The organism is Bradyrhizobium sp. HKCCYLRH3099, from assembly GCF_051167855.1.
GTDB lineage: Bacteria > Pseudomonadota > Alphaproteobacteria > Rhizobiales > Xanthobacteraceae > Bradyrhizobium.
In genome coordinates, this window is record NZ_JBNPTW010000001.1 from 631,575 (window position 1) to 653,869 (window position 22,295).

Sequence of the window (22,295 nt, forward strand, 5' to 3'; positions counted from 1 at the left end):
GCGTTGCACTGCAGCGCAGCCCAGCAAAAATCGGTCGAAAACCATCATATTGACGCTCTCCGCGACGGGCAACCTCGCCCCGGACAGCGCATGGGTCGGTTGCGGTCAGCCTTGAACGGCCTTGGCGAAGTTCGCGAAGAATTCATCGGCGAGCTTCTTGGCCGCGCCGTTGATCAGGCGCTGGCCGAGCTGCGCCAGCTTGCCGCCGATCTGCGCGTCGACATTGTAGCTCAGCAGCGTGCCGCCATCCTTTTCCGCCAGCCCGACGACCGCGCCGCCCTTGGCGAATCCGGCCACGCCGCCCTCGCCCTCGCCGGAGATCTTGTAGCCGTTCGGCGGATCGAGATCGCTCAAGGTGACCTTGCCCTTGAAGCGCGCGGACACCGGCCCGACCTTCATCTTGGCGACGGCGCGGAAGCCGCCATCCTCGGTCTTCTCCAGCTCCTCGCAGCCGGGGATGCAGGCCTTGAGCACCTCAGGATCGTTCAGCTTGGCCCAGACGGCCTCACGCGGAGCCGCCAGCTGGACCTCGCCCGTCATCGTCATTGCCATGAGCATTCCCCCGGATTGGCGCGGTTAGAGGCATTCAAGTAAAGCACCGAACGCCCAAAAGGAAGGGCAAGCAGCGCCGTCAAGCGTTGCAGAAACGCGGGAGCACCGCAGCATTCCGGGTCTCCCGGCCGGCGGGTTTTGATTGGCAGACGGCGCCCGCAATGGTTAGTTCGCCATCAAATCTGCACGATTCCTCCGGCGTTGACCGCCGCCTGCGACAAGGATTGCGCCCATGCCGATGATCGATGCCGACGGTTGTCTGTTGAACGTCACCGTCGAGGGCCGCGACGGCGGGCCGACCCTGATGCTGTCGAACTCACTGGGCTCGACCCTGCAGATGTGGGAGCCGCAGATGCGTGCCTTCACGCAGGTCTTTCGCGTCATCCGCTATGACCGGCGCGGCCATGGCAAGTCGACGGTCGCCCCCGGGCCCTACTCCATCGAGCGCTTCGGCCGCGATGCGCTCGCGATTCTGGACGATCTGAACATCGACAAGGTGCACTGGTGCGGGGTGTCGATGGGCGGCATGGTCGGCCAGTGGCTTGCCGCGCACGCCCCCGAGCGTCTCGGCAAGGTCGTGCTCGCGAATACCACCTGCTACTACCCCGATCCGGCGATCTGGGACGCGCGAATCAAGGCCGTCACGGAGGGGGGTCTCTCCGGAATCGCCGACACGGTGATTGCCGGCTGGCTGACGCAGGAGTTCCGCGAGCGCAATCCCGAGGTTGCCGACCGGATGAAGGCCATGCTGCTCGCCACGCCGGTCGAGGGCTATCTCTCCAGCTGCGCGGCGCTGCGCGCGCTCGACCTGCGCGAGGATCTCCCTGGCATCAAGAGCCCGACTTTGGTCGTGGCCGGCCGCTACGACAAATCGACGCCCATCAACATGGCGGAAGCGATTCGCAGCCGTATTCCCGGCGCCAGCATGACCATCGTCGACGCCGCGCACATCTCGAATGTCGAGGCGGCCGGCCCGTTCAACGACGCCGTGCTGGGCTTCCTGACCCAGCGCTGATCAAAGGAAATTAGCTGCTGGGCTGCGCCGCGCGCTCGACGTCCAGCGCCGGCATGGCACACGCCTCGTCGGACGAATGAGCCGGCGTCGCCGGCTTCTCCACGAGCATGACGATCGCGGTCCCCAACAGCATCAGCAGCTCCGTGGCATGCAGACGCAGTGCCTGGGTCTCCCCGACCTGGGACGCCAGGATCATGCTGGTGAACGCCAGGATGCTGCCGAGACCAAGCCCGATCGATAGCGACTCGACATAGCCCGCGACCTTTCGCACCCGCGGCACGAGTATCAGCACCAGGAACATCGCGAAGAAACCTGCGACCGTCAGTCGCGCCAGGGCGAGCAGCCAGGCGGCGCGGACCGTGTCGATCGCGGACAGATGCAAATGGTCGCTGATGAACAGCGCCACGGCGATATTTGGCCGCGCGAACAGCCCCTGGATCGGCGACACCATGATCTGGAAGGCCACAGTCGTCCAGACCGGGACGAAATACAGCGCCAGCAGCACGCCATTGACGCAGCTCAGCCGCCAGTTCCTGATCACAATGTTCCTGATCATGCTCGCCCGCCTCTGCGTCCCGTCCCCCGCCGGCATGGCGAGTTCCAGACGAGCTAACGCGCGGCAAATGCAGCGGGCAATTTAAACCCTTTGTTTACCTTAACGGGCGCCCAGGGGGAGGGCCAAAGGCGGTAAGGACCGCTTGCGGGTCCCCAGCGGCAACGGCCTTCAGCCGCCACGATCCTGGCCTGGCGGCTTTTCCTGTGGACGCTGGGCCCCCTGCCCCTGGTCCTGGCTGATCGGCTTGCCGCTGGTCTGCCCCTGCTGATTCTGGCCGGGGTTCTGGTGGCCCTGGTTCTTGTCCGTCAGGCTGCTCATGAGGGTCTCCTCGGTGACGCTGCAATGACAACCAATGCGGGAACCGTGGTTCGCGTTGCCTCTCGCTGCGTTTTGCCGGCATCAGGCGCCACTCGGGCATCGGGCGAAATCATGGCCGCGGAACCAGCCATCAAAGCAGGCGGGATAAGCCCGCAATTGTGGCACTGCACGCTGTTGCGGCAGACGGTTCCTAGCTGTTAGTACTCCAGGACGCGTTGTCTGCGGCCGCGGGTGTGGAGGAATACCAACACCCGCCCGCGAGGTCCCCGCCGCGTTGCGAACGAGTATCGACAGTCTCAAAACGGCAGTTCATGGATTATTTCGCGCAGCAGCTCATCAACGGCCTCGTGCTCGGCTCGATCTACGGCCTGATCGCCATCGGCTACACCATGGTCTACGGCATCGTCGGCATGATTAACTTCGCCCATGGCGACGTCTTCATGATCGGCGGCTTCATCGCGCTGATCTCGTTCCTGGTGCTGGTGTCGATCGGCCTGACCGCGGTTCCCGTCATCCTGCTGATCGTGCTGCTGGTGTCGATGGCGATCACCGCGCTGTATGGCTGGACCATCGAGCGCATCGCCTATCGGCCGCTGCGCCACTCCTTCCGCCTGGCGCCGATGCTGTCGGCGATCGGCATGTCGTTCGTGCTGACCAACTTCTCTCAGGTCTCGCAGGGCGCGCGCGTCAAGCCGGTGCCGCCGATCATCACCGGCGGCTACACGCTGCACGAGGGTGACAGCGGCTTCGTCGTGCAGCTCTCCAACATCCAGATCGTCGTGGTGATCACCACGATCGTGTTGCTCGCGCTGTTCACGTGGCTGGTGTCGCGCACCCGGCTCGGCCGCGACATGCGCGCCTGCGAGCAGGACCAGACAATGGCGGCGCTGCTGGGCGTCGATGTCGACCGCACCATCTCCATGACGTTCGTGATCGGCGCCGCGCTCGCCGCCGTCGCCGGCATGATGTACCTGCTGTATTACGGCCTGGTCGATTTCTTCATGGGCTTCGTCGCCGGCATCAAGGCGTTCACTGCGGCCGTGCTCGGCGGCATCGGCTCACTGCCCGGCGCGATGCTCGGCGGTCTTGCGATCGGCCTGATCGAGACGTTCTGGTCGGCCTATTTCTCGGTCGAGTACAAGGACGTCGCGGCGTTCTCGATCCTGATCGTGGTGCTGATCTTCATGCCGACCGGCCTCCTCGGCCGTCCCGAAGTCGAAAAAGTCTGACGACGGAGCCCGTGTGAGCGCGTCTCTTCCATCATCTTCGCCTGTCCCGTCGAATGGCTCCGAGCCCGTCGGAGCCGCCTTCATCCTCAAGAAAGCGGTCCTCAGCGCGCTGGTCGCGCTCGGCCTGTTCTCGCTGATGGTCGGCGTCCGCACCGAGGCCGGCCAGAGCGGCCAGCTGGAATATTGGACCCGGTTCGGCGAGCTCGCGAGCCTCGTCGGCGCGGTGTTCGTCGGCTCGATCGTTGTCGAGCTGCTGAGAATGTGGCTCGGCCCGCGCGGCGGTCTCGGCAGCTTCGTGCCGTCGTCAGTGCAGAGCGGCATGTCGGTCGCTGCCCGCTATCTCGCGCCGGCGCTGTTGATCTTCACCTTCCTCGTGCCGGTGATCTTCTACAATCAGCGCTACATTCTCGACCTCGGCATCCTCGTCCTGACCTATGTGATGCTCGGCTGGGGTCTCAACGTCGTGGTCGGCCTCGCCGGCCTGCTCGACCTCGGCTATGTCGCCTTCTACGCGGTCGGCGCCTATTCCTACGGGCTGCTCTCGACCACTTTCGGCCTGTCGTTCTGGATCTGCCTGCCGCTCGCCGGCATCCTCGCCGCGTTCTGGGGCGTGCTGCTCGGCTTCCCCGTGCTGCGGCTGCGCGGCGATTATCTCGCCATCGTTACGCTGGCGTTCGGCGAGATCATCCGCCTGGTGCTGATCAACTGGCAGGACGTCACCGGCGGCCCCAACGGCATCTCCGGCATTCCGCGTCCGACCCTGTTCGGCATTCCGCTCGCTCCCGGTGAGGGCGGGCTTGCTGCGATGCTCGGCATCCCGTTCTCGCCGACCCATCGCATCGTGTTCCTGTTCTATCTGATCCTGGCGCTGGCGCTGCTCACCAACTGGGTCACGATCCGGCTGCGCCGGCTGCCGATTGGTCGTGCCTGGGAAGCGCTGCGCGAGGACGAGGTCGCCTGCCGCGCGCTCGGCATCAACATCACGACGACCAAGCTGACGGCGTTCGCCACCGGCGCCATGTTCGGCGGCTTCGCCGGCGCCTTCTTCGCCACCCGCCAGGGCTTCATCAGCCCGGAGTCGTTCACCTTCCAGGAATCGGCGCTGGTGCTCGCCATCGTCGTGCTCGGCGGCATGGGCTCGCAGCTCGGCGTCGCGCTGGCCGCGCTCGCCATGATCGGCGGCTTCGAGCTGTTCCGCAGCCTTGAGGTCTACCGCATGCTGGTGTTCGGCCTCGCCATGGTGCTGATCATGATCTGGCGGCCGCGCGGCATCGTCGGCCATCGCGCGCCCACCGTGTTCCTGGAAAAATCGAAGAGCATCTCCTCGGACCTCGTCAAGGAAGGCCACGGATGAGCTCAGCTCCCATTCTCACGCTCGAGAACCTCACCATGCGCTTCGGCGGCATCGTCGCCGTCAACGCGCTGTCGTTCACCGCGCAGCGCCAGCAGATCACGGCACTGATCGGCCCCAACGGCGCCGGCAAGACCACAGTGTTCAACTGCATCACCGGCTTCTACAAACCGACCTCGGGCGTGATCCGCCTGACACATGACGACGGCACGCAATTCGAGATGCAGAAGCTGAAGGACTTCAACATCTCCAAGCAGGCCAAGGTGGCGCGCACCTTCCAGAACATCCGGCTGTTTCCCGGCATGACGGCGCTGGAGAACCTGATGGTCGCCCAGCACAACGCCTTGATGAAGGCGTCCGGCCTGACCCTGCTCGGCTTGCTCGGCGTCCCCTCCTGGCGCGCGGCCGAGCAGAGCGCGATCGACAATGCCGTGTTCTGGCTGAAGCGCGTCGGCCTGATCGACCGCGCCGACGACGCCGCCGGCAACCTCGCCTATGGCGATCAGCGCCGCCTCGAGATCGCGCGCGCGATGTGCACCGGCCCCGCCCTGCTCTGCCTCGACGAGCCGGCCGCGGGCCTCAACGCGCGAGAAAGCGCGGCGTTGAGCGAGCTCCTGCTGTCGATCCGCAGCGACCACGCCACCTCGATCCTCCTGATCGAGCATGACATGAGCGTCGTCATGGAAATCTCCGACCGCGTCGTAGTGATGGACTACGGCGTCAAGATCGCGGAGGGCACGCCGCGCGAGATCCGCGACGATCCCAAGGTGATCGCCGCCTATCTCGGCACCGATGAGGAAGAGGCCGCAGCGGTGATGGAGGCCGAGGCGTGAGCGCGTCCCTCCTCCAGATCCAGAATTTGCGCGCGTCCTATGGCAAGATCGAAGCGCTGAAGGGCGTCGACCTTGACATCAAGGCTGGCGAAATCGTCGCCCTGATCGGTGCCAACGGCGCCGGCAAGTCGACGCTGATGATGTCGATCTTCGGCCGCCCGCGGGCGAGCTCCGGCCATATCGTCTATGACGGCCATGACATCACCCAGGTCCCGACGCACCTGATCGCTCGGCTCAAGATCGCGCAGTCGCCGGAAGGCCGCCGCATCTTCCCGCGCATGAGCGTTGCGGAAAATCTGCAAATGGGCGCAGACGCCGGCGACACCACTGAGGCGCAGCGCGCCGATACGCTGGAGCGTGTGTTCGCGCTGTTTCCGCGGCTGAAGGAACGCTTCGAGCAGCGCGGCGGCACGCTGTCCGGCGGCGAGCAGCAGATGCTGGCGATCGGCCGCGCGCTGATGAGCCGGCCGCGGCTGCTGCTGCTCGACGAGCCCTCGCTCGGGCTCGCCCCGCTGATCGCGCGACAGATTTTTGACGCGATCCGGACGCTCAACCGCCAGGACGGACTGACCGTCTTGATCGTCGAGCAGAACGCCAATCACGCGCTCAAGCTCGCCCATCGCGGCTACGTGCTGGTCAACGGCATGATCACCCTGTCGGGTACCGGCTCCGAGCTGCTGCAGCGCCCCGAGATCCGCGCGGCCTATCTGGAGGGCGGCCGCCACTGAAGGCCGGGGTCGAAAATCCCGGCCGAAATGGCCTTAGCCCTTCGTCGGTCTCCCCGAAATTTTGCGGTGACTTCGGCGGAAAATCAGCCACAATGCGCGCGGTCTGCGGCCCACCGTTCGGGCCATTTCCATGTCGACCTACCCCCTGTGAGGATTTCTCATGAAACCACTCAAACTCATTGGTCTGGCTCTGGGCGCCTCGCTTGCGCTCTCGACCGCGGCCTTCGCCGAAGACATCACCATCGCCGTGGCCGGCCCGATGACCGGCGGCGAGTCGGCCTTCGGCCGCCAGATGCAGAACGGCGCCGAGATGGCGGTCGCCGACCTCAATGCCGCAGGCGGCGTGCTCGGCAAGAAGCTCGCGCTGCAGGTGGGTGACGACGCCTGCGATCCGAAGCAGGCCCGCTCGGTCGCCGAGAAGCTCGCCGGTTCGGGCATTCCGTTCGTCGCCGGCCATTTCTGCTCGTCGTCGTCGATCCCGGCCTCCGAGGCCTATGCCGACAGCAACGTCCTGCAGATCACCCCGGCCTCGACCAACCCGCTGTTCACCGAGCGCAAGCTGTGGAACGTGGCGCGCGTCTGCGGCCGCGACGATCAGCAGGGCCTGGTCGCCGCGAACTACATCGCGAAGAACTTCAAGGGCAAGAACATCGCGATCCTCAACGACAAGACCACCTACGGCAAGGGTCTTGCCGACGAGACCAAGAAGGCGCTCAACAAGGCCGGCGTCACCGAGAAGATGTTCGAGTCGTACAACAAGGGCGACAAGGACTTCAACGCGATCGTGTCGCGCCTCAAGCGTGAGAACATCGACCTCGTCTATGTCGGCGGCTATCATCAGGAAGCCGGCCTGATCCTGCGCCAGATGCGCGACCAGGGCCTCAAGACCATCCTGATGGCGGGCGACGCCATGAACGACAAGGAGTTCGCCTCGATCACCGGCCCGGCCGCCGAGGGCACCCTCTTCACGTTCGGCCCCGAGCCGCGCAACAAGCCGACCGCGAAGGCGATCGTCGAGAAGTTCAAGGCCAAGAACATCGATCCCGAGGGCTACACCCTCTACACCTACGCCGCGATCCAGGTCTGGTCGCAGGCGGTGAAGAAGGCCAACACCACCGACGCCAAGAAGGTGATGGACACCATCAAGGCCGGCGAGTGGGACACGGTGCTCGGCAAGCTCGGCTTCGACGCCAAGGGCGACATCAAGCAGATCGACTACGTCGTCTACAAGTGGGACGCCAAGGGCGCCTACGCCGAGCTCGGAGGCAAGGGCTCCTGATCGGCGTCCGGTCTCGATCTCTGTAATACCGAAAACACGAACGCCCCGGTCGAAGACCGGGGCGTTTTGTTGAGTCACCTTCCCGACTGCGCAGCCGTGCCGCGTCGTTCAGGGCATGCGCGGACCGGCTCAGCCGGCGCAGGCCGAGAGCGAGACTGCTTCGCTCTTGCCGGCGACCGCCGAGCGGGCCATTTCGACCGCCCGCGTCAGCTGGGCGGGACGGAACGGCTTCTGCAGATACACCACACGTGTCAGTTCCTCCGACATCGACGCACCGTCGAAGGCACTCATCCCGGACACCGCCACCACCGGCAAATCGGGAACCAGCGCGCGCATGCTGCTGACGAGATCGAGTCCGTTGGTATCGTCGAGATAGATGTCGACGATCACGGCGTCGAAAGCCTGCTCACGGAACAACTGGAGTCCGGCCGTGGCGGTTCCCGCCTCGACCACCTCGAACTGATTGACGCGCAGCACCATGCTGATCATGGTCCGCACGTCCTTCTGATCGTCGACCACAAGAATTCGTGGCATCAACTTCTCCAGAAATTTTTCTGTTGGACAGCCTACAACATAAAAAGAAATCAGGTACAACTATGGGTATATTTATCTCAGTCGCGGTAAAGGTGCAGTTACTCCAACTCTCGACTCATTCTACATAACGTTTCGATCCGGCACCACACAACCTTAATTAGACTTTCCGCCATTTTCGCGCATCAGTCGCAGCAGTGATCTCGCGCTTGACGCCGGCTGCGCAGGACCCTGGAGATGCCAAGCAACGAGGATCACCGCGACGTCCTTCTGTCGACCTCCCTTGCCACGCGCCGAGACCAACTCGCGGCGCTCGTCGCGGTTGCCATGTCCGGGGTGCTGTTTGCCGTCGCCGCCCCCTTTGCCAAGCTGCAGCTGACGGCGATCCCAGCGTTCATCGCGAGCTATCAATCCGCGCTGGCCCTCAACGACGCCATCACCGCATTTCTGCTGTTCTCCCAGTTTGTCCTCATGCGCTCGCGGTCGCTGCTGTGGCTGGCCTCCGGCTACCTGTTCACCGCGCCCGCGGCATTGCTGCACACGCTGGTCTTTCCGGGTCTGTATTCGCCGACCGGACTGCTCGGAGCCGGTTCGCAGACAGCGGTATGGATCTACATGATCTGGCACGGCGGATTTCCGCTCTTCGTGCTGGTCTATGCGCTGCACGACCGCCGCCAGTTCACGCCCGTTCGTTCGCTGGCGACGTCGCTCTCGGTGGCCGTCGGCGGCGTGGCCCTCGCGCTCGGAGCTCTGACCTGGGGCGTCATCACCTTCGACGCAGCGCTGCCGCAGTTGCTGACAGGTGGAACCGCCACGCTGGAACTGAAGGTTGCGGTGGGCGCGATCTGGTGCGTGACAACGGTTGCCCTGGTGGTGCTCGCCTCGCGCCGGCCGCACAGCATTCTCGACCTCTGGGTCATGGTCGTGCTGTGCGCCTGGCTGTTCGATCTGTCGCTGTCCTCGCTGCTCAACGCATCCCGCTTCGATCTCGGCTACTATGCGGGCCGCTTCTACGGCCTGCTGGCCGCGAGCTTCGTGCTCGGCGTGCTGCTCGCTGACAATGTCGGGCTGCAGGCGAAGCTGACGCGTCTCCTGCAGCGGCAGCGCCGGCAGAGCGAAAGCGAGCGTGCGCGATTCATCGCACGCGAGCGTCTGTTCAGCGCCGTGGTGGAATCCTCCAACGACGCCATCATCACGCTGACCCTGCACGGCAAGATCACCTCCTGGAACCGTGCCGCCGAGCAGCTGTTCGGCTATGCCTCCGACGAGGCCCTCGGCAACGACATCGGCCTGATCGTGCCGCCGGACCGGCGCAGCGAGGTCGATCGCATCCTGGAACGGATCGGCGGCGGCGAGAAGATCGAACACCACGAAACGGTACGCCGCCATAAGGACGGCCATCAGATCGAAGTGTCGCTCAGCGTGTCTCCGATCCTGGATGCGCGCGGCGCCGTGATCGGCGCCTCCAAGGTCGCGCGCGACATCACCGAAGCCAAGCGGACCCGCACGGCCCTGACCCGGGAAACCGAGGAGCGCCGCCGCATTTTCGAGACGTCGCAGGACCTGATCCTGATCGCCAATTCCTATGGTCAGCTGATGCAGGTCAGCCCCAGCGCGCGCTCCATCCTGGGCTATGAGCCCGAGGAGATGGTCGGCCGCAACGCCAGCGACTTCGTCTATCCGCCCGAGCTCGAGGTCGTTCGCACGCAGATGCGGCTCTGCCGCCGCGGCCAGGACGTTCGCGATTTCGAGGCGCAGCTGCTGCACAAGGAGGGGCGCGGCGTCGTCCTGAACTGGATGGCAAGCTGGTCGGAACCGGTGCAGCGTCACTTCTTCATCGGCCGCGACCTTACCGAGAAGCGCGCCGCCGAGGCGCAAATCCGTCAGGCGCAGAAGATGGAGGCGGTCGGCCAGCTCACCGGCGGCGTCGCCCACGACTTCAACAACATCCTCACCGTGATCACGGGAAGCATCGGCATCATCGCCGATGCTGTGTCCGATCGCCCGGAACTCGCATCGGTCGCCAAGCTGATCGATGATTCCGCCGACCGTGGCGCCGAGCTCACGCGGCAACTGCTCGCCTTCGCGCGCAAGCAGCCGCTGCAACCGGTCGATCTCGACGTCAACGCCTTGATGGACGAGACCGCGGCGCTGTTGCGACCCACGCTCGGGGCGCAGATCGAGATCGTGCGCATCCTCAGCACCGATCCGTGTACGGCGCTGGCAGATCCCAACCAGCTCGCCACCGCCATCGTCAACCTGGCGCTGAATGCCCGCGATGCGATGCCGGAAGGCGGCAAGCTGACCTTCGAGACCGCGAATGTCGTGCTCGACGAGGACTACGCCAATGCCAACAACGAGGTCGCCGTCGGCGACTACGTGATGCTCGCCGTCAGCGATACCGGCTGCGGTATTCCGCCCGCTTATCTCGAAAAGGTGTTCGACCCCTTCTTCTCGACCAAGGGCATCGGCAAGGGTACGGGCCTTGGCCTCAGCATGGTGTTCGGGTTCGTCAAGCAGTCCGGCGGCCACATCAAGATCTATAGCGAGGTCGGCCATGGCACCTCGATCAAGCTCTATCTGCCCCGCTCCACCTCGGCGCCCGTGGCGGAGGCAGGACAACAGGTCACGGATTTGCGCGGTGGCGACGAGACGATCCTGATCGTCGAGGACGACCCGCTGGTGCGCCAGCACGTGCTCGCCCAGGTCGCGGCTCTTGGCTATACGACCCTTGCGGCCGCCAATGCGGCCGAAGCGCTCGACGTGCTGGAGCGTCATCCCGAGATCGACCTGCTGTTCACCGACGTGATCATGCCGGGCAGCATGAACGGCCGCCAGCTCGCGGATGCCGCCCGCGCGCGCCGGCCGTCGCTGAAGACATTGTTTACGTCCGGCTATACGGAAAATGCGATCGTGCACCATGGCCGTCTCGACGCCAACGTGCTGCTGCTGGCCAAGCCCTACCGCAAGCAGGAACTTGCCCGGATGATCCGCATCGCGCTCGATCGTTGAGCGGCCCGAGCGGCTGGGGTATCCATCGGCCCTCATCACCCGCAGCCGAGGGCGACCGTGCAGAATCTTCTCACCGACATCGCAGGCGTTCGCGTCGGCCACGCCGACGATGCGTCGCTCGCCTCCGGCGTGACCGCGATCCTGTTCGATCAGCCGGCCGTCGCGGCGATCGACATCCGCGGCGGCGGCCCCGGGGTGCGTGAGGACGCGCTGCTCGACCCCGCCAATACGGTCGAGAGGGTGGATGCGATCGCGCTGTCCGGCGGCTCGGCATTCGGGCTGGAGGCCGCCAGCGGCATTCAGGCGTGGCTCGCCGAGCAAGGCCGCGGCTTCGCCGTGCGCGACGCGCTGATTCCGATCGTGCCAGGCGCCATCGTGTTCGACTTGCTCAACGGCGGCAACAAGCAATGGGGCCGCTACGCGCCGTATCGCGAGCTCGGCTATGCCGCCGCGGCCGCGGCCGACACGACGTTTGCGCTGGGGAGCGTCGGCGCCGGGCTCGGCGCCACCACGGCCAATCTGCAGGGCGGTCTCGGATCGGCGTCTGCCGTGACCAGCCGCGGCATCAAGGTTGCGGCCATCGCGGTCGTGAACGCGGTAGGCAGCGTGACCGTCGGCGACGGCCCATGGTTCTGGGCTGCGCCTTACGAAGCGAACGGCGAGTTCGGCGGCCGCGGCCTGCCCGCCAGCTTCACGCCGGACATGCTGGCGATGCGCATCAAGGGTGGCCCTGCCCCGTCGGCCTCCGAGAACACCACGATTACCCTGGTCGTGACCGACGCCATCCTGACCAAGGCGCAGGCGAAGCGTCTGGCGATGATCGCCCAGACCGGCATGGCGCGCGCGATCTATCCGGTGCACCTGCCGCTCGACGGCGACATCGTGTTCGCCGCGGCGACCTGCGCCAAGCCCGTCGAGCCGCTGGTCGAACTGAGCGAGCTCGGCATGGTGGCGGCGAACGTGCTGGCCCGCGCGATCGCGCGCGGCGTCTATCATGCGAAGCGGCTGCCATTCGCAGGCGCCCTGCCATGCTGGCAGGACCGCTTCGGCGGCTGAGCTTACACGCTCACCGCCGTCGTCGATGTGGCGGGCCGCAGCTTGGGCTGATTCTGCATCAGCTTCTCGATCATGTCGTTGTAGGACGCGGCAGCCGTATTGGAGGCCGTGGTGGCCGCCGGCGCGATCAGCGTCATCTTGGAGCCGTCGGCGTAAGTGATGATGGTCGTCGTTGAGCCATCGCTGTTGGTGGACGACGAGCTCGACGCGCCCGACAGCGCCTGCATCAGCGCATCGGCGCCCGCGCTCGACAAGTTCCCCGAGCTGCCCGCCTGACCCGCACCCGCCTGCTGATGGTGATGGCCGCGTCGGCCCTTGGCGCCCTGCAGCGCCGAGGACAGCTCGTCCATGCTGACACTGCCGTCGTTGTTGGTGTCGAGCTTGCCGAACACCTTGTCGGCATTCGCGACGTTGCTGCCGCCGGCGCCAAGCGCATTCTCGAATTCGGACTTGCTGATCTGTCCATTGCCATCGCCGTCGATCTGCGAGAACAGATCCTGCAACGGATTGGTCGAGGAGCTCGCACCCGCCGATGCGCCCGACTGGCTCTGCGCCGCCAGCAGCGCGTTCATCGTCTCCGGTGCGATCTGCCCCGAGCTGCTGCTGCCCGAGCTCGACCACGGGCTGAAATTGCCGGAGCTGCCCGCTCCCTTGCTGTCGAGGCTGAACAGACCGCCGCCCGACTTGCCGGACCCCGACTTCGTCGAGCCGATCGACTGCAGGCTGTCCAGGACCGACGAGGCGGCCCCAAGTGCAAACCACATGGCGAAACTCCCGCAAGACCGCCCGCGAGGCGGCAGAACATCTCCCCACGGCTCTCGCAATCCCCATGCCAGCGGCAAACCGCTGATATGTCCGGATATTTCGCGATGTTACGGTGGCTTGAACCCGGCACATCGTGCCGCACCCGGCAGATTTTTCCCGCTCGCGTTGCCGCAGCCCGCCCTGCATGATACGGCGACATCCCCGTACGCCCTGGAACAGATGCCCATGACCCAGTCCTTCACGCCGCGTCCGCTCGTCATTGCGCCGTCCATCCTGGCGTCGGATTTCTCCAAGCTCGGCGAAGAGGTGCGCGCGGTGGATGCCGCCGGCGCCGACTGGATCCATCTCGACGTGATGGATGGTCATTTTGTGCCGAACATTTCCTACGGCCCTGATGTCATCAAGGCGCTGCGCCCGCACACGACCAAGATCTTCGACGCGCATCTGATGATCACGCCGTGCGATCCCTACCTGGAGGCGTTCGCCAAGGCCGGCTGCGACCACATCACAGTGCATGCCGAGGCCGGCCCGCATCTGCATCGCTCGCTGCAGGCGATCCGCGCGCTCGGCAAGAAGGCTGGCGTGTCGCTCAATCCGTCGACGCCGCTCAACGTCATCGAATATGTGCTCGACCTCGTCGACCTCGTGCTGATCATGTCGGTCAACCCCGGCTTCGGCGGCCAGGCGTTCATCTCCTCGGCGATCGGCAAGGTGCAGGATCTGCGCGCGATGACCGCGGGCCGCCCGATCGATATCGAGGTCGACGGCGGCGTCGGCCGCGACAATGCCGGCGCGCTCGCGGCCGCCGGCGCCAACGCTTTCGTCGCCGGCTCCGCCGTGTTCAAGGGCGGCACGACGGAGGCCTATCGCAGCAACATCGCCGCGATCCGCGACGCCGCGGCGTCCGCGCGCGGCGAAGCGATCTGAGGAGCAATGCGCACGCTCACGCCGCAGCCGCTGACCAAGGCGGCGTTTGCTCCCTTCGGCGACGTCGTCGAGACCGACGGCGCCGAGCCGATCGAGATCAACCAGGGCTTTGCCCGCCGCTGCAACGCGCTCGCCGCGATCGACATCACGGCGGGCGGCGTGCCGGTGAACATCAGCCTGTTCGAGGCCAAGCCGCGGCCGCTGCCGATCGAGATCAAGCTGATGGAGCGGCATCCGCTCGGCACCCAGCTGTTCATGCCGCTGCAGGACCGGCCCTGGCTTGTGCTCGTCTGCGCCGATCCGCGCGATGCCACGAGCTACCGGGCCTTCACCGCCACCGGCCGCCAGGGCGTGAACTACGCCCGCAATGTCTGGCACCATCCGCTGCTGGTGTTCGACGACGCCTCGCGCTTCATGGTGGTCGATCGCATGAGCCCCGACAATCTCGAGGAACTGTGGCTCGACCAGCCGCTGTTCCTGAGCATTCCCTGACTGGTGTCGCGCGAATTCGCTGATCCGCGCGCAGGAGAGACGATGATGGACAAGCCGAACTACTTCGTGCCGCAGGGCGGCCACCCGCCGCAGACCGACCTGCTGACGGGGCGCGCCGTGTTCACCGAGGCCTATGCCGTCATCCCCAAGGGCGTGATGCGCGACATCGTCACCTCGCCGCTGCCGTTCTGGGACAAGACGCGGACCTGGGTGATCGCGCGTCCCCTCTCCGGCTTCTCGGAGACATTCTCGCAATACATCGTCGAGGTCGCGCCCGGCGGCGGCAGCACCCAGCCGGAGCCTGATCCAGAGGCCGAGGGCGTTCTGTTCGTCGTCGGCGGTGAGATCGCGCTGACCATCGCCGGCACCACGCATCGCCTCGCGAAGGGCGGCTACGCCTTCCTGCCGCCCTCCTGCAAATGGACGCTGACGAACGACAGCGCGGCGCCCGCGACCTTCCACTGGATCCGCAAGGCCTATGAGGCCGTCCCCGGCATCGCCGCGCCGGAGCCCTTCGTGACCAATGAAGCGGAGATCGCACCGGTCGGCATGCCCGGCACCGACGGCCGCTGGGCCACCACGCGCTTCGTCGATCCGCTCGATGTCCGCCACGACATGCACGTCAACATCGTGACCTTCGAGCCCGGCGCGGTGATCCCGTTCCTGGAGACGCATGTCATGGAGCACGGCCTCTACGTGCTCGAGGGCAAGGCCGTCTACAAGCTCAACCGCGACTGGGTCGAGGTCGAGGCCGGCGACTTCATGTGGCTGCGCGCCTTCTGCCCGCAGGCCTGCTACGCTGGCGGCCCCGGCCGATTCCGATATCTGCTGTACAAGGACTCCAACCGGCACATGAAGCTGCGGCCGTTCCGGTGAACGGATGCTGTAGCCCGCATGAGCGCAGCGACATGCGAGCTCAACGTAGCAGCGCGTGAGACCCCGGATGTCGCTGCGCTCATCCGGGCTACTGGGTGACCACCGTGTGTTGCCGCACTCACGCCCCCTGATACTCCACCTCCTCCGCGGTGCCGCGATCGAGCACCGCCTTCGCCTTGGCGTGGTCGAGATCGTTCTCCCAGGCGGCGACGACGACGGTGGCGACGCAGTTGCCGATCAGATTGCCGACGGCGCGGGCGATGCCGACGAACCAGTCGACCGACAGCACCAGCACCAGGCCGATCGCGGGGATCGCGGGCACCGCGCCGAGCGTTGCGGCGAGGATGACGATCGCCGAGCCCGGCACGCCGTGCGCACCCTTCGACGTCACCAGGGACACGCCGAGCACCAGCAGCAGATCGCTGACCGACAGCGGCGTGTTGGTCGCCTGCGCGATGAACACGACCGCGAGCGTCAGATAGATCGAGAAGGCATCGAGGTTGAACGAATAGCCGGTCGGGATGACCAGGCCGACGACCTCCTGCTTGACGCCCATCGCCTCGAGCTTGCGCATGATCTGCGGCAGCACGGAGTCGGATGATGCCGTGGCCAGCACGATCAGCAGCTCCTCCTTCAGGTAGCGCAGGAACTTGAACAGGCTGAGACCGGCGAGCCGCATCACGAGGCCGAGCGCGATGAGGACGAACAGCGCCACCGAGACGTAGAACAGCACGACCAGCGCGAGCAGCTGCTTGAGCGAGCCGATACCGTATTTGCCGACGGTGAAACCGATCGCACCGAGCACGCTGAGCGGCGCCACGCGGACGATCAAGCCCATGGCTTTGAACAGCACCTTGGCGACCGCGTCGATCAGGTTGACCACCGGCTTGCCGGGCTCGTCGACCAGGGCCAGGCTGATGCCGAAGATCACCGCAAAGAACAGCACCTGCAGCACGTCATTGCGGGCGAAGGCATCGAACGCGGTCGGCGGGATGATGTTGAGGATGAAGCCGCCGAAACCGCCGCCCTGGAGCTTGTGGGCATTGTCGGCAAAGCTCGCGAGCTGCTTGGCATCGAGCTTGGAGACGTCGATGTTCATGCCGTGGCCGGGGCCGAACAGCAGCGCCAGCACCAGGCCGAAGGCCAGCGCGATCGTCGTCATGCCCTCGAAATAGACCAGCGACTTGACGCCGACCCGGCCGACCTTCTTGAGATCGCCAGCGCTGGCGATGCCGTGCACGACGACGCAGAACACGATCGGCGCCACAACCATCGCGATCAGGCGGAGGAAGGCGTCGCTAAAGAACTTGAGGCCCTGGGCGGTATCGGGTGCGAAGACGCCGATCAGGATGCCGAGCACCAGCGCGGCCACGAGCTGGACAAACAACGAGCCGAACAGGCTGCCCTTCGGCGACGCCGTCCCCGCCATGCTCACATCCGTCGCCGCCATCGCACGTCCCCCTGGTCAAACAGAAACTGCGCGCCCACGCGCGTCACATTGTCACTGTGGCGGGAGAGTTTTTGAAAGGCAATCGCAGCTGCGCCCGAATTTGAGGCGGCTGATGATGCTTCGACGGTCATGGTTGAAAGGTGAAGGAATGAGTTGTCGTGCTCGCGCCGCTTGCGCTGTACACCTCGCCCCGCGAGGGGCGAAGCGAAGCTTCGCTAGGGCGGGGAGAGGTCGGATTGCATCGAAGATGCAATCCGGGTGAGGGGGTACAGGTCTCTCGACGAGCACTCCCGGTGCGTCTGCCCCCAAACTGATACTGCCCGTGCCGCCGCCCCTCACCCCAACCCTCTCCCCGTAAGAACGGGGCGAGGGAGCGCACCGACTTTGCGGCAGCGGCTCGGGTCCTACTCTCAATTGAACTCACGCTCGGCTCATCGATTAGTTCAACAAACAGCGAAGCATCCTGTGCTTCCAATCTCATTCACCTGACGCGACCTTCGTCGGCACATCATCGTCGTCGTCGTCCGCCTCGCGCGCGGCCGCCCGCGTGCGCACCACGGTTACGGTGCAGCCCGCCTCTGCCGCCACCTTCGCCGACACGCTACCCAGCAGGCTGCGCAGCACGGAATCGCGGCGGGCGCCGATGATGATGTGGTCGACCTGGTTGACCTCGGCGAACTCGACCAGCGCGGCAGCGGGATCGACGGCTTCGAGCACGTGCACCGTGAGGCGGCTGGTGTCGAGCTTCAGCGGCGTCGCCCAGTGCTTCAGCGCGACCATGCGGTCGATGTGCTTGTTGTTGCCGGCCTCGTCCAGGGTGCGGTCGATGGTCAGGCGGCCGAGCTTGAGCACGTTGACGCAGGCGAGCCGTGCCGACGGCAAGGTCGCGAGAATGCGCTCGGCGGTGACGCGCAGCGCGCCGTTGAGCTCCTCGCCGCCCTCGGACGTGTCGATCGCCACCGCCACGATCGGGCTGGTGGCGATCTGCACCGCGACATCCGACGGCTTGGTCTCCGGCTGCACCAGGCCGCGGTTGAAACGCCGCCGCCACACGGTCGTGATCGGGTCGCGCTTGAGCTTCTCGGCCCGCGCCGTCAGCTTGACCTGGTCGGGATTGCCGAGATCGAAAGCGAGCTGCGCCGCGGTCGGGTAGCGCCAGACCGGCTCGATCTCCAGGCAGCGCAGCACGATCTCCTGCAGCCACGGCGGATAGTCCGGCTTCAACTGCCGCGGCGGATAGGGATCGCGCCAGAGACGCCGGCGCATGCCGCGCAATGTCTCGGTCTCGCCGAACGGCCGCACGCCGGTGGTGAAGAAATACAAGAGCACACCGAGCGAAAAGATGTCGCTGCGCGGATCGCTGCGGGTGCCCATCATGCGCTCCGGCGCCATGTAGGGCGCGGTGCCGTATGGCAAGCGGAATTCCTCCTGCAGGAGATCCGGCAGATGCTTGTGGCAGGACAGGCCGTAGTCAATCAGCACCGCCTCCCCCGTCGGACGGAACATGATGCTGGAAGGCTTGATGTCGTGATGGATGACGTGCTGCCGGTGCAGGTCGGCGAGCGCGGTCGCGATCTTCGCGACCAGCAACCGCGCCTCCTCATAAGGCAGCGGCAGTTCGGGCAATCGCTTGTACAGCGTCTCGCCCGGGATCAGCTCGATCACGACATAGGCTTGCGTGGCGAAATCGCCGGTGCCGAAGCACGCCGGCACATGCGGACCCGACAGCTTCGGCAGGATCATCTGCTCCATCTCGAAGCTGACGATCGCCGCGGGATCCTCGCCCTCGGAGACGCGCGGCACCTTCATCAGGATGGGCCGGTCGATGTCCGGCCGCGTGACGCTCCAGAGCGTCGCCATGCCGCCGGAATGCACGCAGTCACCGACCGTGAAGCCGTCGATGACGACGCCCGGCTGAAGCTTCGATCTCGCCATGCTCTAACGCCCCATCGAGAGCCGCTGCGCCAGCCAGGGCGGCAGGCCGTTGTCACGGATGCGCTGCGCCGCCGCCTCGACATCGTATGGCACGCGGCAATAGGTCAGCTCGCGCGTTCTGGTCTCGAAGGTCACGAAGGATGCCGCGGGATCGCCGTCGCGCGGCTGGCCGACCGAGCCGACCACGGCCAGCCATTGCCGGCCGCGCAACAGCTGGATCGGCATGTTCGCGGTGGGCGTGAAGCTCGTCATCTTGGCAGTCGCCGACATCGAGTACAGCGCCGGCCGATGGATATGGCCGCAGAACGTGACCTGCGCCTCGGTGGCGATCATGCTGCGCGCGGCGTCGGCCGAACTCTGGATGTAGCGCCAGCGCGGCGGGCTCGACGCCTCCGAATGCACGAACAGCCGGTCCTCGTCGCCGACGCTCATCGGCAGCTCGGCGAGAAAGCGGCGCTGCTCGGCGCTCAGCCGGCCGCGCGTCCATTCCATCGCCGCCTGCGCCTCGGCATTCATGCTCTCGCTCGAGGTCGACACCGCATTGTCGTGATTGCCGCGCACCGCGAGCCCGCCCTCGGCGACGATCGCCATGACCGTGTCGACCGACCATTCCGGGTCGGCGCCATAGCCGACGATGTCGCCGAGACAGATCAGGCGCTCGGCGCCACGGGCGCGCGCCGCCTCCAGGCAGGCCGCGAAGGCCTGCCGATTGGCATGGATGTCGGTAAATATCGCCAGCAGCACCCGTGACCTCCCGGTTCCCACCGTACAGGTGGGCTTCGCACGGAATTTGAGCAACATCAAACCGGACCGGCCGCAGCAAGTCGTTTTTGAGCCGGGCCGAGCCATCAGCGACACGAGCTCGCGTTCTCGCGGCGAGATCTCGCCCGAGCCTTGCGATCGCTGTGCCCTGTCGAAACGCGAGAGGGCGCGGGGAATGCCGGGCGCTGGCCTCGCCCATGGCCCGCCTGCAGAAAGAGTAGCAGGCGGCAGTCACCACAGGTTCAGCCGAACATCCCGGCATTCCCCGCGCGACGGTTTTAACATTTATATCGGGCTCTCCCCGGGGACCGGCTTGTTGACCCCGTCATCGCCGCAACGCGCGAGCGCTGGCGTCGACTTGACCTCGGCACCGGGAGGTCAGGACCACACGACTTCATGTCCGCGGGCCAAGCGTTCGTCTCATGCCGTCCCAGCGTCCGTCGCATCCCCGCCCCACGTGTCGTGACGATCGCGCGCTACGCCCCTCTGCCCGGGACGGGATGGCTGCGTATAGCATGATTTCTGAAAAAGTGAAACACATATTTTGGTCCCGCTCACATGTCATCGCAGGTGGGGAGATGGCGTTGGCCACTTCGTAGCCCGGACGAGCGCGACGATATCCGGTGTCTCACGCGCTGTGTCGGTGAACCCGGATGTCGCTGCGCTCATCCGGGCTTCTGTAACGGGCCTTGGTTTGTCAATCCCAATTGCATGTCCTATCGCCGGGCCCTTGCTTCTGTACGGGGTCGGCGCATGGCCGCCACCTGTTGGGCTGCGTAAGAGGATCCGGCCGGCCAATCTACGGAGAGCGTGGTTGTGAACCGACTACCCGGATGGCGGCCTGACCGGATCCATCGTCCCGGCGAAGGGACCCTGCTCGGGGAGAGCCTGGTGTTGTGGCCCGCCCAGAACTCGATCGATGCTCCCTTACTTAGGCTGCGGCAGGCTTAGCCTTGGCGGCCGGCTGGGCCGTGACAGGCTTGGCCGCGGGGTTGAAGGGCATGTTGTCGGCGAGCATGCGGTGAAGGATCACGGCAAGCTTGCGCGCCAGAGCCACCTTGGCCTTGCGCGGACCGGCGCGCCTGGCGACCCGCATTGCCCAGCTCTTTAGCTCTGAGCAATTTTTCACCGGCTTGGTCAGCATGATGTGCGCCGCCTGATAGAGCGCCTCGCGCACCGATGCGTCGCCGACCTTCGTGATGCGGCCGCTATAATCGGTCTCGCCGGACTGGTATCGTCGCGGCGTCAGGCCAAAATGTGCGCCGGTCGCCTTGGAGGATCGGAAGCGTTTGGGGTCGTCGATCGCGAACACGTAGGTGAGCGCGACGATCGGACCGACCGCCGGCGTGCTCATCAACAGCTTGGCCTGGGGATGGGCCTTCGCGAGCTGCTGCACCTGCCTGTCCAGCTTCTTGAACTCGCGCAGCAGCACCGCATGAGCCTCGAGCAGCGCCTGCACGACCAGCGTCAATCCCGGATGGCCATCCACCAGCTCCTCGACGCGCTTTGCGAAGCTGCGCTCGGTGGTCTTGCCGACCTTCAAGCCGAAGCCTCGTAGCACGCCGCGCAAGCAGTTATCGATATCGTGCAGCTTCGATTGCAGCAGCTTGCGGGCCGTGAGAACCGCACGCGTCTCCTGCGCCTCGATCGATTTGCAATGGACGGGCCGGAACCAGCCGAGTCGCATCAACTGGGCAATGCCCCTGGCATCGTTGCGGTCCGACTTCACCGACATCGCCCTGAAGGCGTCACGCACGTGCCGCGTCTCCAGCAATTCGACCTGCAGGCCCGCCTCCCGCATCGCCGCATACAGCCATTGCGACAGCGGCCCTGCCTCCAAGCCGATCCGCTCAATCTCGAGGCCGAGCTGCTTGAACCAACCGATCAAGGCCGCTGGCTCACTCTCGACGGGAGCCTCCCGAACGATATTGCCTCCTCCATCGACGATGCAGACCGCAGAGGATTTCAAAGACACGTCAATTCCGGCATAGTGGCTCATGGTCGTCCCCGAATGATGCGAGGAGCGGGCTTGCCCGACTCCGTTTTGAACACCATCAATTTGAGGGACGACCACCTCTCCGCCAACCGAGCGTCTCGCGAGCGCGCTTATAAATCGCGCCGTAGCGAGCGAGACGCTCGGGTGGTCGGCCCGTTACCCCATCTACTTGACTGTTTACTTGGCTGGCTACGCGGTCCGCCATGTCGTGCGGTCGTCGGCATTGTCGATGATGATCGTGCACCCATTCTCGAAGCAGAACCTGACCTCGGCGGTGATGCTGTTGCTGGACATCCGGTAGTCGCGGAGTCGTTGTCCCACGACGCCCGTGACAGCTCCGACATCCGTGTGCGTGGACTGAAATGCGAGTTCGTCGATCGCGTCAGGTGACGGCGCCCCGGTCAGACGCCGCCAGAAGATGACTCCGCAGTCCAGCACGAGCTGATGCCAGATGCCTGCAAAACGGAGATAGACCAAGTTCGCATTCGCGACGAGGTCGGCCTTGTAGATGAAGGCTTCGCAGATGAAGGCCTCGCACGGCAGGCCGGCCAGCTCGGGGGGATCGCCGATCAACTCCATCGTCGGTCTGTTCTGATCGCTGATCCGGTCCCGCACACGGCTGATCAAGAACC

21 protein-coding genes are annotated in these 22,295 nt (G+C 65.5%); 11 read left to right on the forward strand and 10 right to left on the reverse strand.

Translation table 11 applies throughout. From position 1 onward, the window contains the following. Window positions 1-105 precede the first annotated feature (105 nt). Window positions 106-552, reverse strand: a complete 447-nt coding sequence (locus ACQR1Y_RS03030; protein ID WP_006612358.1) for an SRPBCC family protein — start codon at window positions 550-552, stop codon at window positions 106-108. A gap of 232 nt (window positions 553-784) precedes the next feature. On the opposite strand from ACQR1Y_RS03030, the gene pcaD reads away from it, so the two are divergent. Then, entirely contained in the window at window positions 785-1,567 is a 783-nt protein-coding gene (gene pcaD, locus ACQR1Y_RS03035; RefSeq protein WP_434875469.1) for a 3-oxoadipate enol-lactonase, read from the forward strand. A gap of 10 nt (window positions 1,568-1,577) precedes the next feature. Here pcaD and ACQR1Y_RS03040 read toward each other — a convergent pair whose 3' ends face one another. Both ACQR1Y_RS03040 and ACQR1Y_RS03045 read right to left on the reverse strand, forming a co-directional pair. Beyond that, window positions 1,578-2,123, reverse strand: coding sequence for a hypothetical protein (locus ACQR1Y_RS03040; protein ID WP_434875468.1), 546 nt, complete (start codon window positions 2,121-2,123; stop codon window positions 1,578-1,580). Between the two features lie 168 nt (window positions 2,124-2,291). Beyond that, complete coding sequence (locus ACQR1Y_RS03045) at window positions 2,292-2,441, reverse strand: hypothetical protein (RefSeq protein ID WP_434875467.1); 150 nt, start codon at window positions 2,439-2,441, stop codon at window positions 2,292-2,294. Between the two features lie 311 nt (window positions 2,442-2,752). On the opposite strand from ACQR1Y_RS03045, the gene ACQR1Y_RS03050 reads away from it, so the two are divergent. The 5 genes from ACQR1Y_RS03050 (at window position 2,753) to ACQR1Y_RS03070 (ending at window position 7,861) form a co-directional block, all read left to right on the forward strand. Then, a complete protein-coding gene (locus tag ACQR1Y_RS03050) occupies window positions 2,753-3,670 on the forward strand; it encodes an ABC transporter permease subunit (protein ID WP_434858511.1) in 918 nt (305 codons plus the stop codon). Between the two features lie 13 nt (window positions 3,671-3,683). Further along, complete coding sequence (gene livM, locus ACQR1Y_RS03055) at window positions 3,684-5,024, forward strand: high-affinity branched-chain amino acid ABC transporter permease LivM (RefSeq protein WP_434858510.1); 1,341 nt, start codon at window positions 3,684-3,686, stop codon at window positions 5,022-5,024. Next, window positions 5,021-5,854, forward strand: coding sequence for an ABC transporter ATP-binding protein (locus ACQR1Y_RS03060; protein WP_434858509.1), 834 nt, complete (start codon window positions 5,021-5,023; stop codon window positions 5,852-5,854). The genes livM and ACQR1Y_RS03060 overlap by 4 nt, the downstream gene beginning before the upstream one ends. Beyond that, entirely contained in the window at window positions 5,851-6,582 is a 732-nt protein-coding gene (locus tag ACQR1Y_RS03065; protein WP_434858508.1) for an ABC transporter ATP-binding protein, read from the forward strand. Before ACQR1Y_RS03060 ends, ACQR1Y_RS03065 begins: the two co-directional genes overlap by 4 nt. Before the next feature lie 160 nt (window positions 6,583-6,742). Then, on the forward strand, window positions 6,743-7,861 hold the full coding sequence (locus ACQR1Y_RS03070; RefSeq protein ID WP_434858507.1) for a branched-chain amino acid ABC transporter substrate-binding protein: 1,119 nt from the start codon (window positions 6,743-6,745) through the stop codon (window positions 7,859-7,861). A gap of 129 nt (window positions 7,862-7,990) precedes the next feature. Here the strand turns inward: ACQR1Y_RS03070 and ACQR1Y_RS03075 are convergent, their stop codons facing one another. Next, a complete protein-coding gene (locus ACQR1Y_RS03075) occupies window positions 7,991-8,395 on the reverse strand; it encodes a response regulator (RefSeq protein ID WP_434875466.1) in 405 nt (134 codons plus the stop codon). Window positions 8,396-8,629: 234 nt separating this feature from the next. Here ACQR1Y_RS03075 and ACQR1Y_RS03080 point away from each other — a divergent pair, with 234 nt between their 5' ends. Then, entirely contained in the window at window positions 8,630-11,404 is a 2,775-nt protein-coding gene (locus tag ACQR1Y_RS03080) for a PAS domain S-box protein (RefSeq protein WP_434875465.1), read from the forward strand. Between the two features lie 57 nt (window positions 11,405-11,461). Then, window positions 11,462-12,460, forward strand: a complete 999-nt coding sequence (locus ACQR1Y_RS03085) for a P1 family peptidase (protein ID WP_434858504.1) — start codon at window positions 11,462-11,464, stop codon at window positions 12,458-12,460. Between the two features lie 2 nt (window positions 12,461-12,462). Here ACQR1Y_RS03085 and ACQR1Y_RS03090 read toward each other — a convergent pair whose 3' ends face one another. Continuing rightward, window positions 12,463-13,224, reverse strand: a complete 762-nt coding sequence (locus ACQR1Y_RS03090) for an EF-hand domain-containing protein (protein ID WP_434875464.1) — start codon at window positions 13,222-13,224, stop codon at window positions 12,463-12,465. A 226-nt stretch (window positions 13,225-13,450) separates the two neighbouring features. On the opposite strand from ACQR1Y_RS03090, the gene rpe reads away from it, so the two are divergent. Genes rpe through ACQR1Y_RS03105 form a run of 3 tightly spaced genes read left to right on the forward strand, consistent with a single transcriptional unit; the run spans window position 13,451 to window position 15,520 of the window. After that, a complete protein-coding gene (rpe, locus tag ACQR1Y_RS03095; protein WP_009028548.1) occupies window positions 13,451-14,152 on the forward strand; it encodes a ribulose-phosphate 3-epimerase in 702 nt (233 codons plus the stop codon). Window positions 14,153-14,158: 6 nt separating this feature from the next. Then, window positions 14,159-14,644 (forward strand): ureidoglycolate lyase, encoded by a 486-nt coding sequence (locus tag ACQR1Y_RS03100; RefSeq protein ID WP_434875463.1) that lies wholly within the window; start codon window positions 14,159-14,161, stop codon window positions 14,642-14,644. Between the two features lie 45 nt (window positions 14,645-14,689). After that, complete coding sequence (locus tag ACQR1Y_RS03105; RefSeq protein ID WP_434875616.1) at window positions 14,690-15,520, forward strand: bifunctional allantoicase/(S)-ureidoglycine aminohydrolase; 831 nt, start codon at window positions 14,690-14,692, stop codon at window positions 15,518-15,520. 118 nt (window positions 15,521-15,638) lie between these two features. Here ACQR1Y_RS03105 and ACQR1Y_RS03110 read toward each other — a convergent pair whose 3' ends face one another. The 5 genes from ACQR1Y_RS03110 to ACQR1Y_RS03130 form a co-directional block, all read right to left on the reverse strand. Beyond that, window positions 15,639-16,970 (reverse strand): dicarboxylate/amino acid:cation symporter, encoded by a 1,332-nt coding sequence (locus tag ACQR1Y_RS03110; protein ID WP_434875462.1) that lies wholly within the window; start codon window positions 16,968-16,970, stop codon window positions 15,639-15,641. A 477-nt stretch (window positions 16,971-17,447) separates the two neighbouring features. Then, a complete protein-coding gene (locus ACQR1Y_RS03115; RefSeq protein WP_434875461.1) occupies window positions 17,448-18,905 on the reverse strand; it encodes a serine/threonine protein kinase in 1,458 nt (485 codons plus the stop codon). A 3-nt stretch (window positions 18,906-18,908) separates the two neighbouring features. Then, window positions 18,909-19,649, reverse strand: coding sequence for a metallophosphoesterase family protein (locus tag ACQR1Y_RS03120; RefSeq protein WP_434875460.1), 741 nt, complete (start codon window positions 19,647-19,649; stop codon window positions 18,909-18,911). A 949-nt stretch (window positions 19,650-20,598) separates the two neighbouring features. After that, window positions 20,599-21,666: an IS110 family transposase gene (locus ACQR1Y_RS03125; protein ID WP_434858543.1), complete on the reverse strand. Its 1,068-nt coding sequence runs from the start codon at window positions 21,664-21,666 to the stop codon at window positions 20,599-20,601. Window positions 21,667-21,852: 186 nt separating this feature from the next. Beyond that, a complete protein-coding gene (locus ACQR1Y_RS03130) occupies window positions 21,853-22,290 on the reverse strand; it encodes a hypothetical protein (protein ID WP_434875458.1) in 438 nt (145 codons plus the stop codon). Window positions 22,291-22,295: the final 5 nt, after the last annotated feature.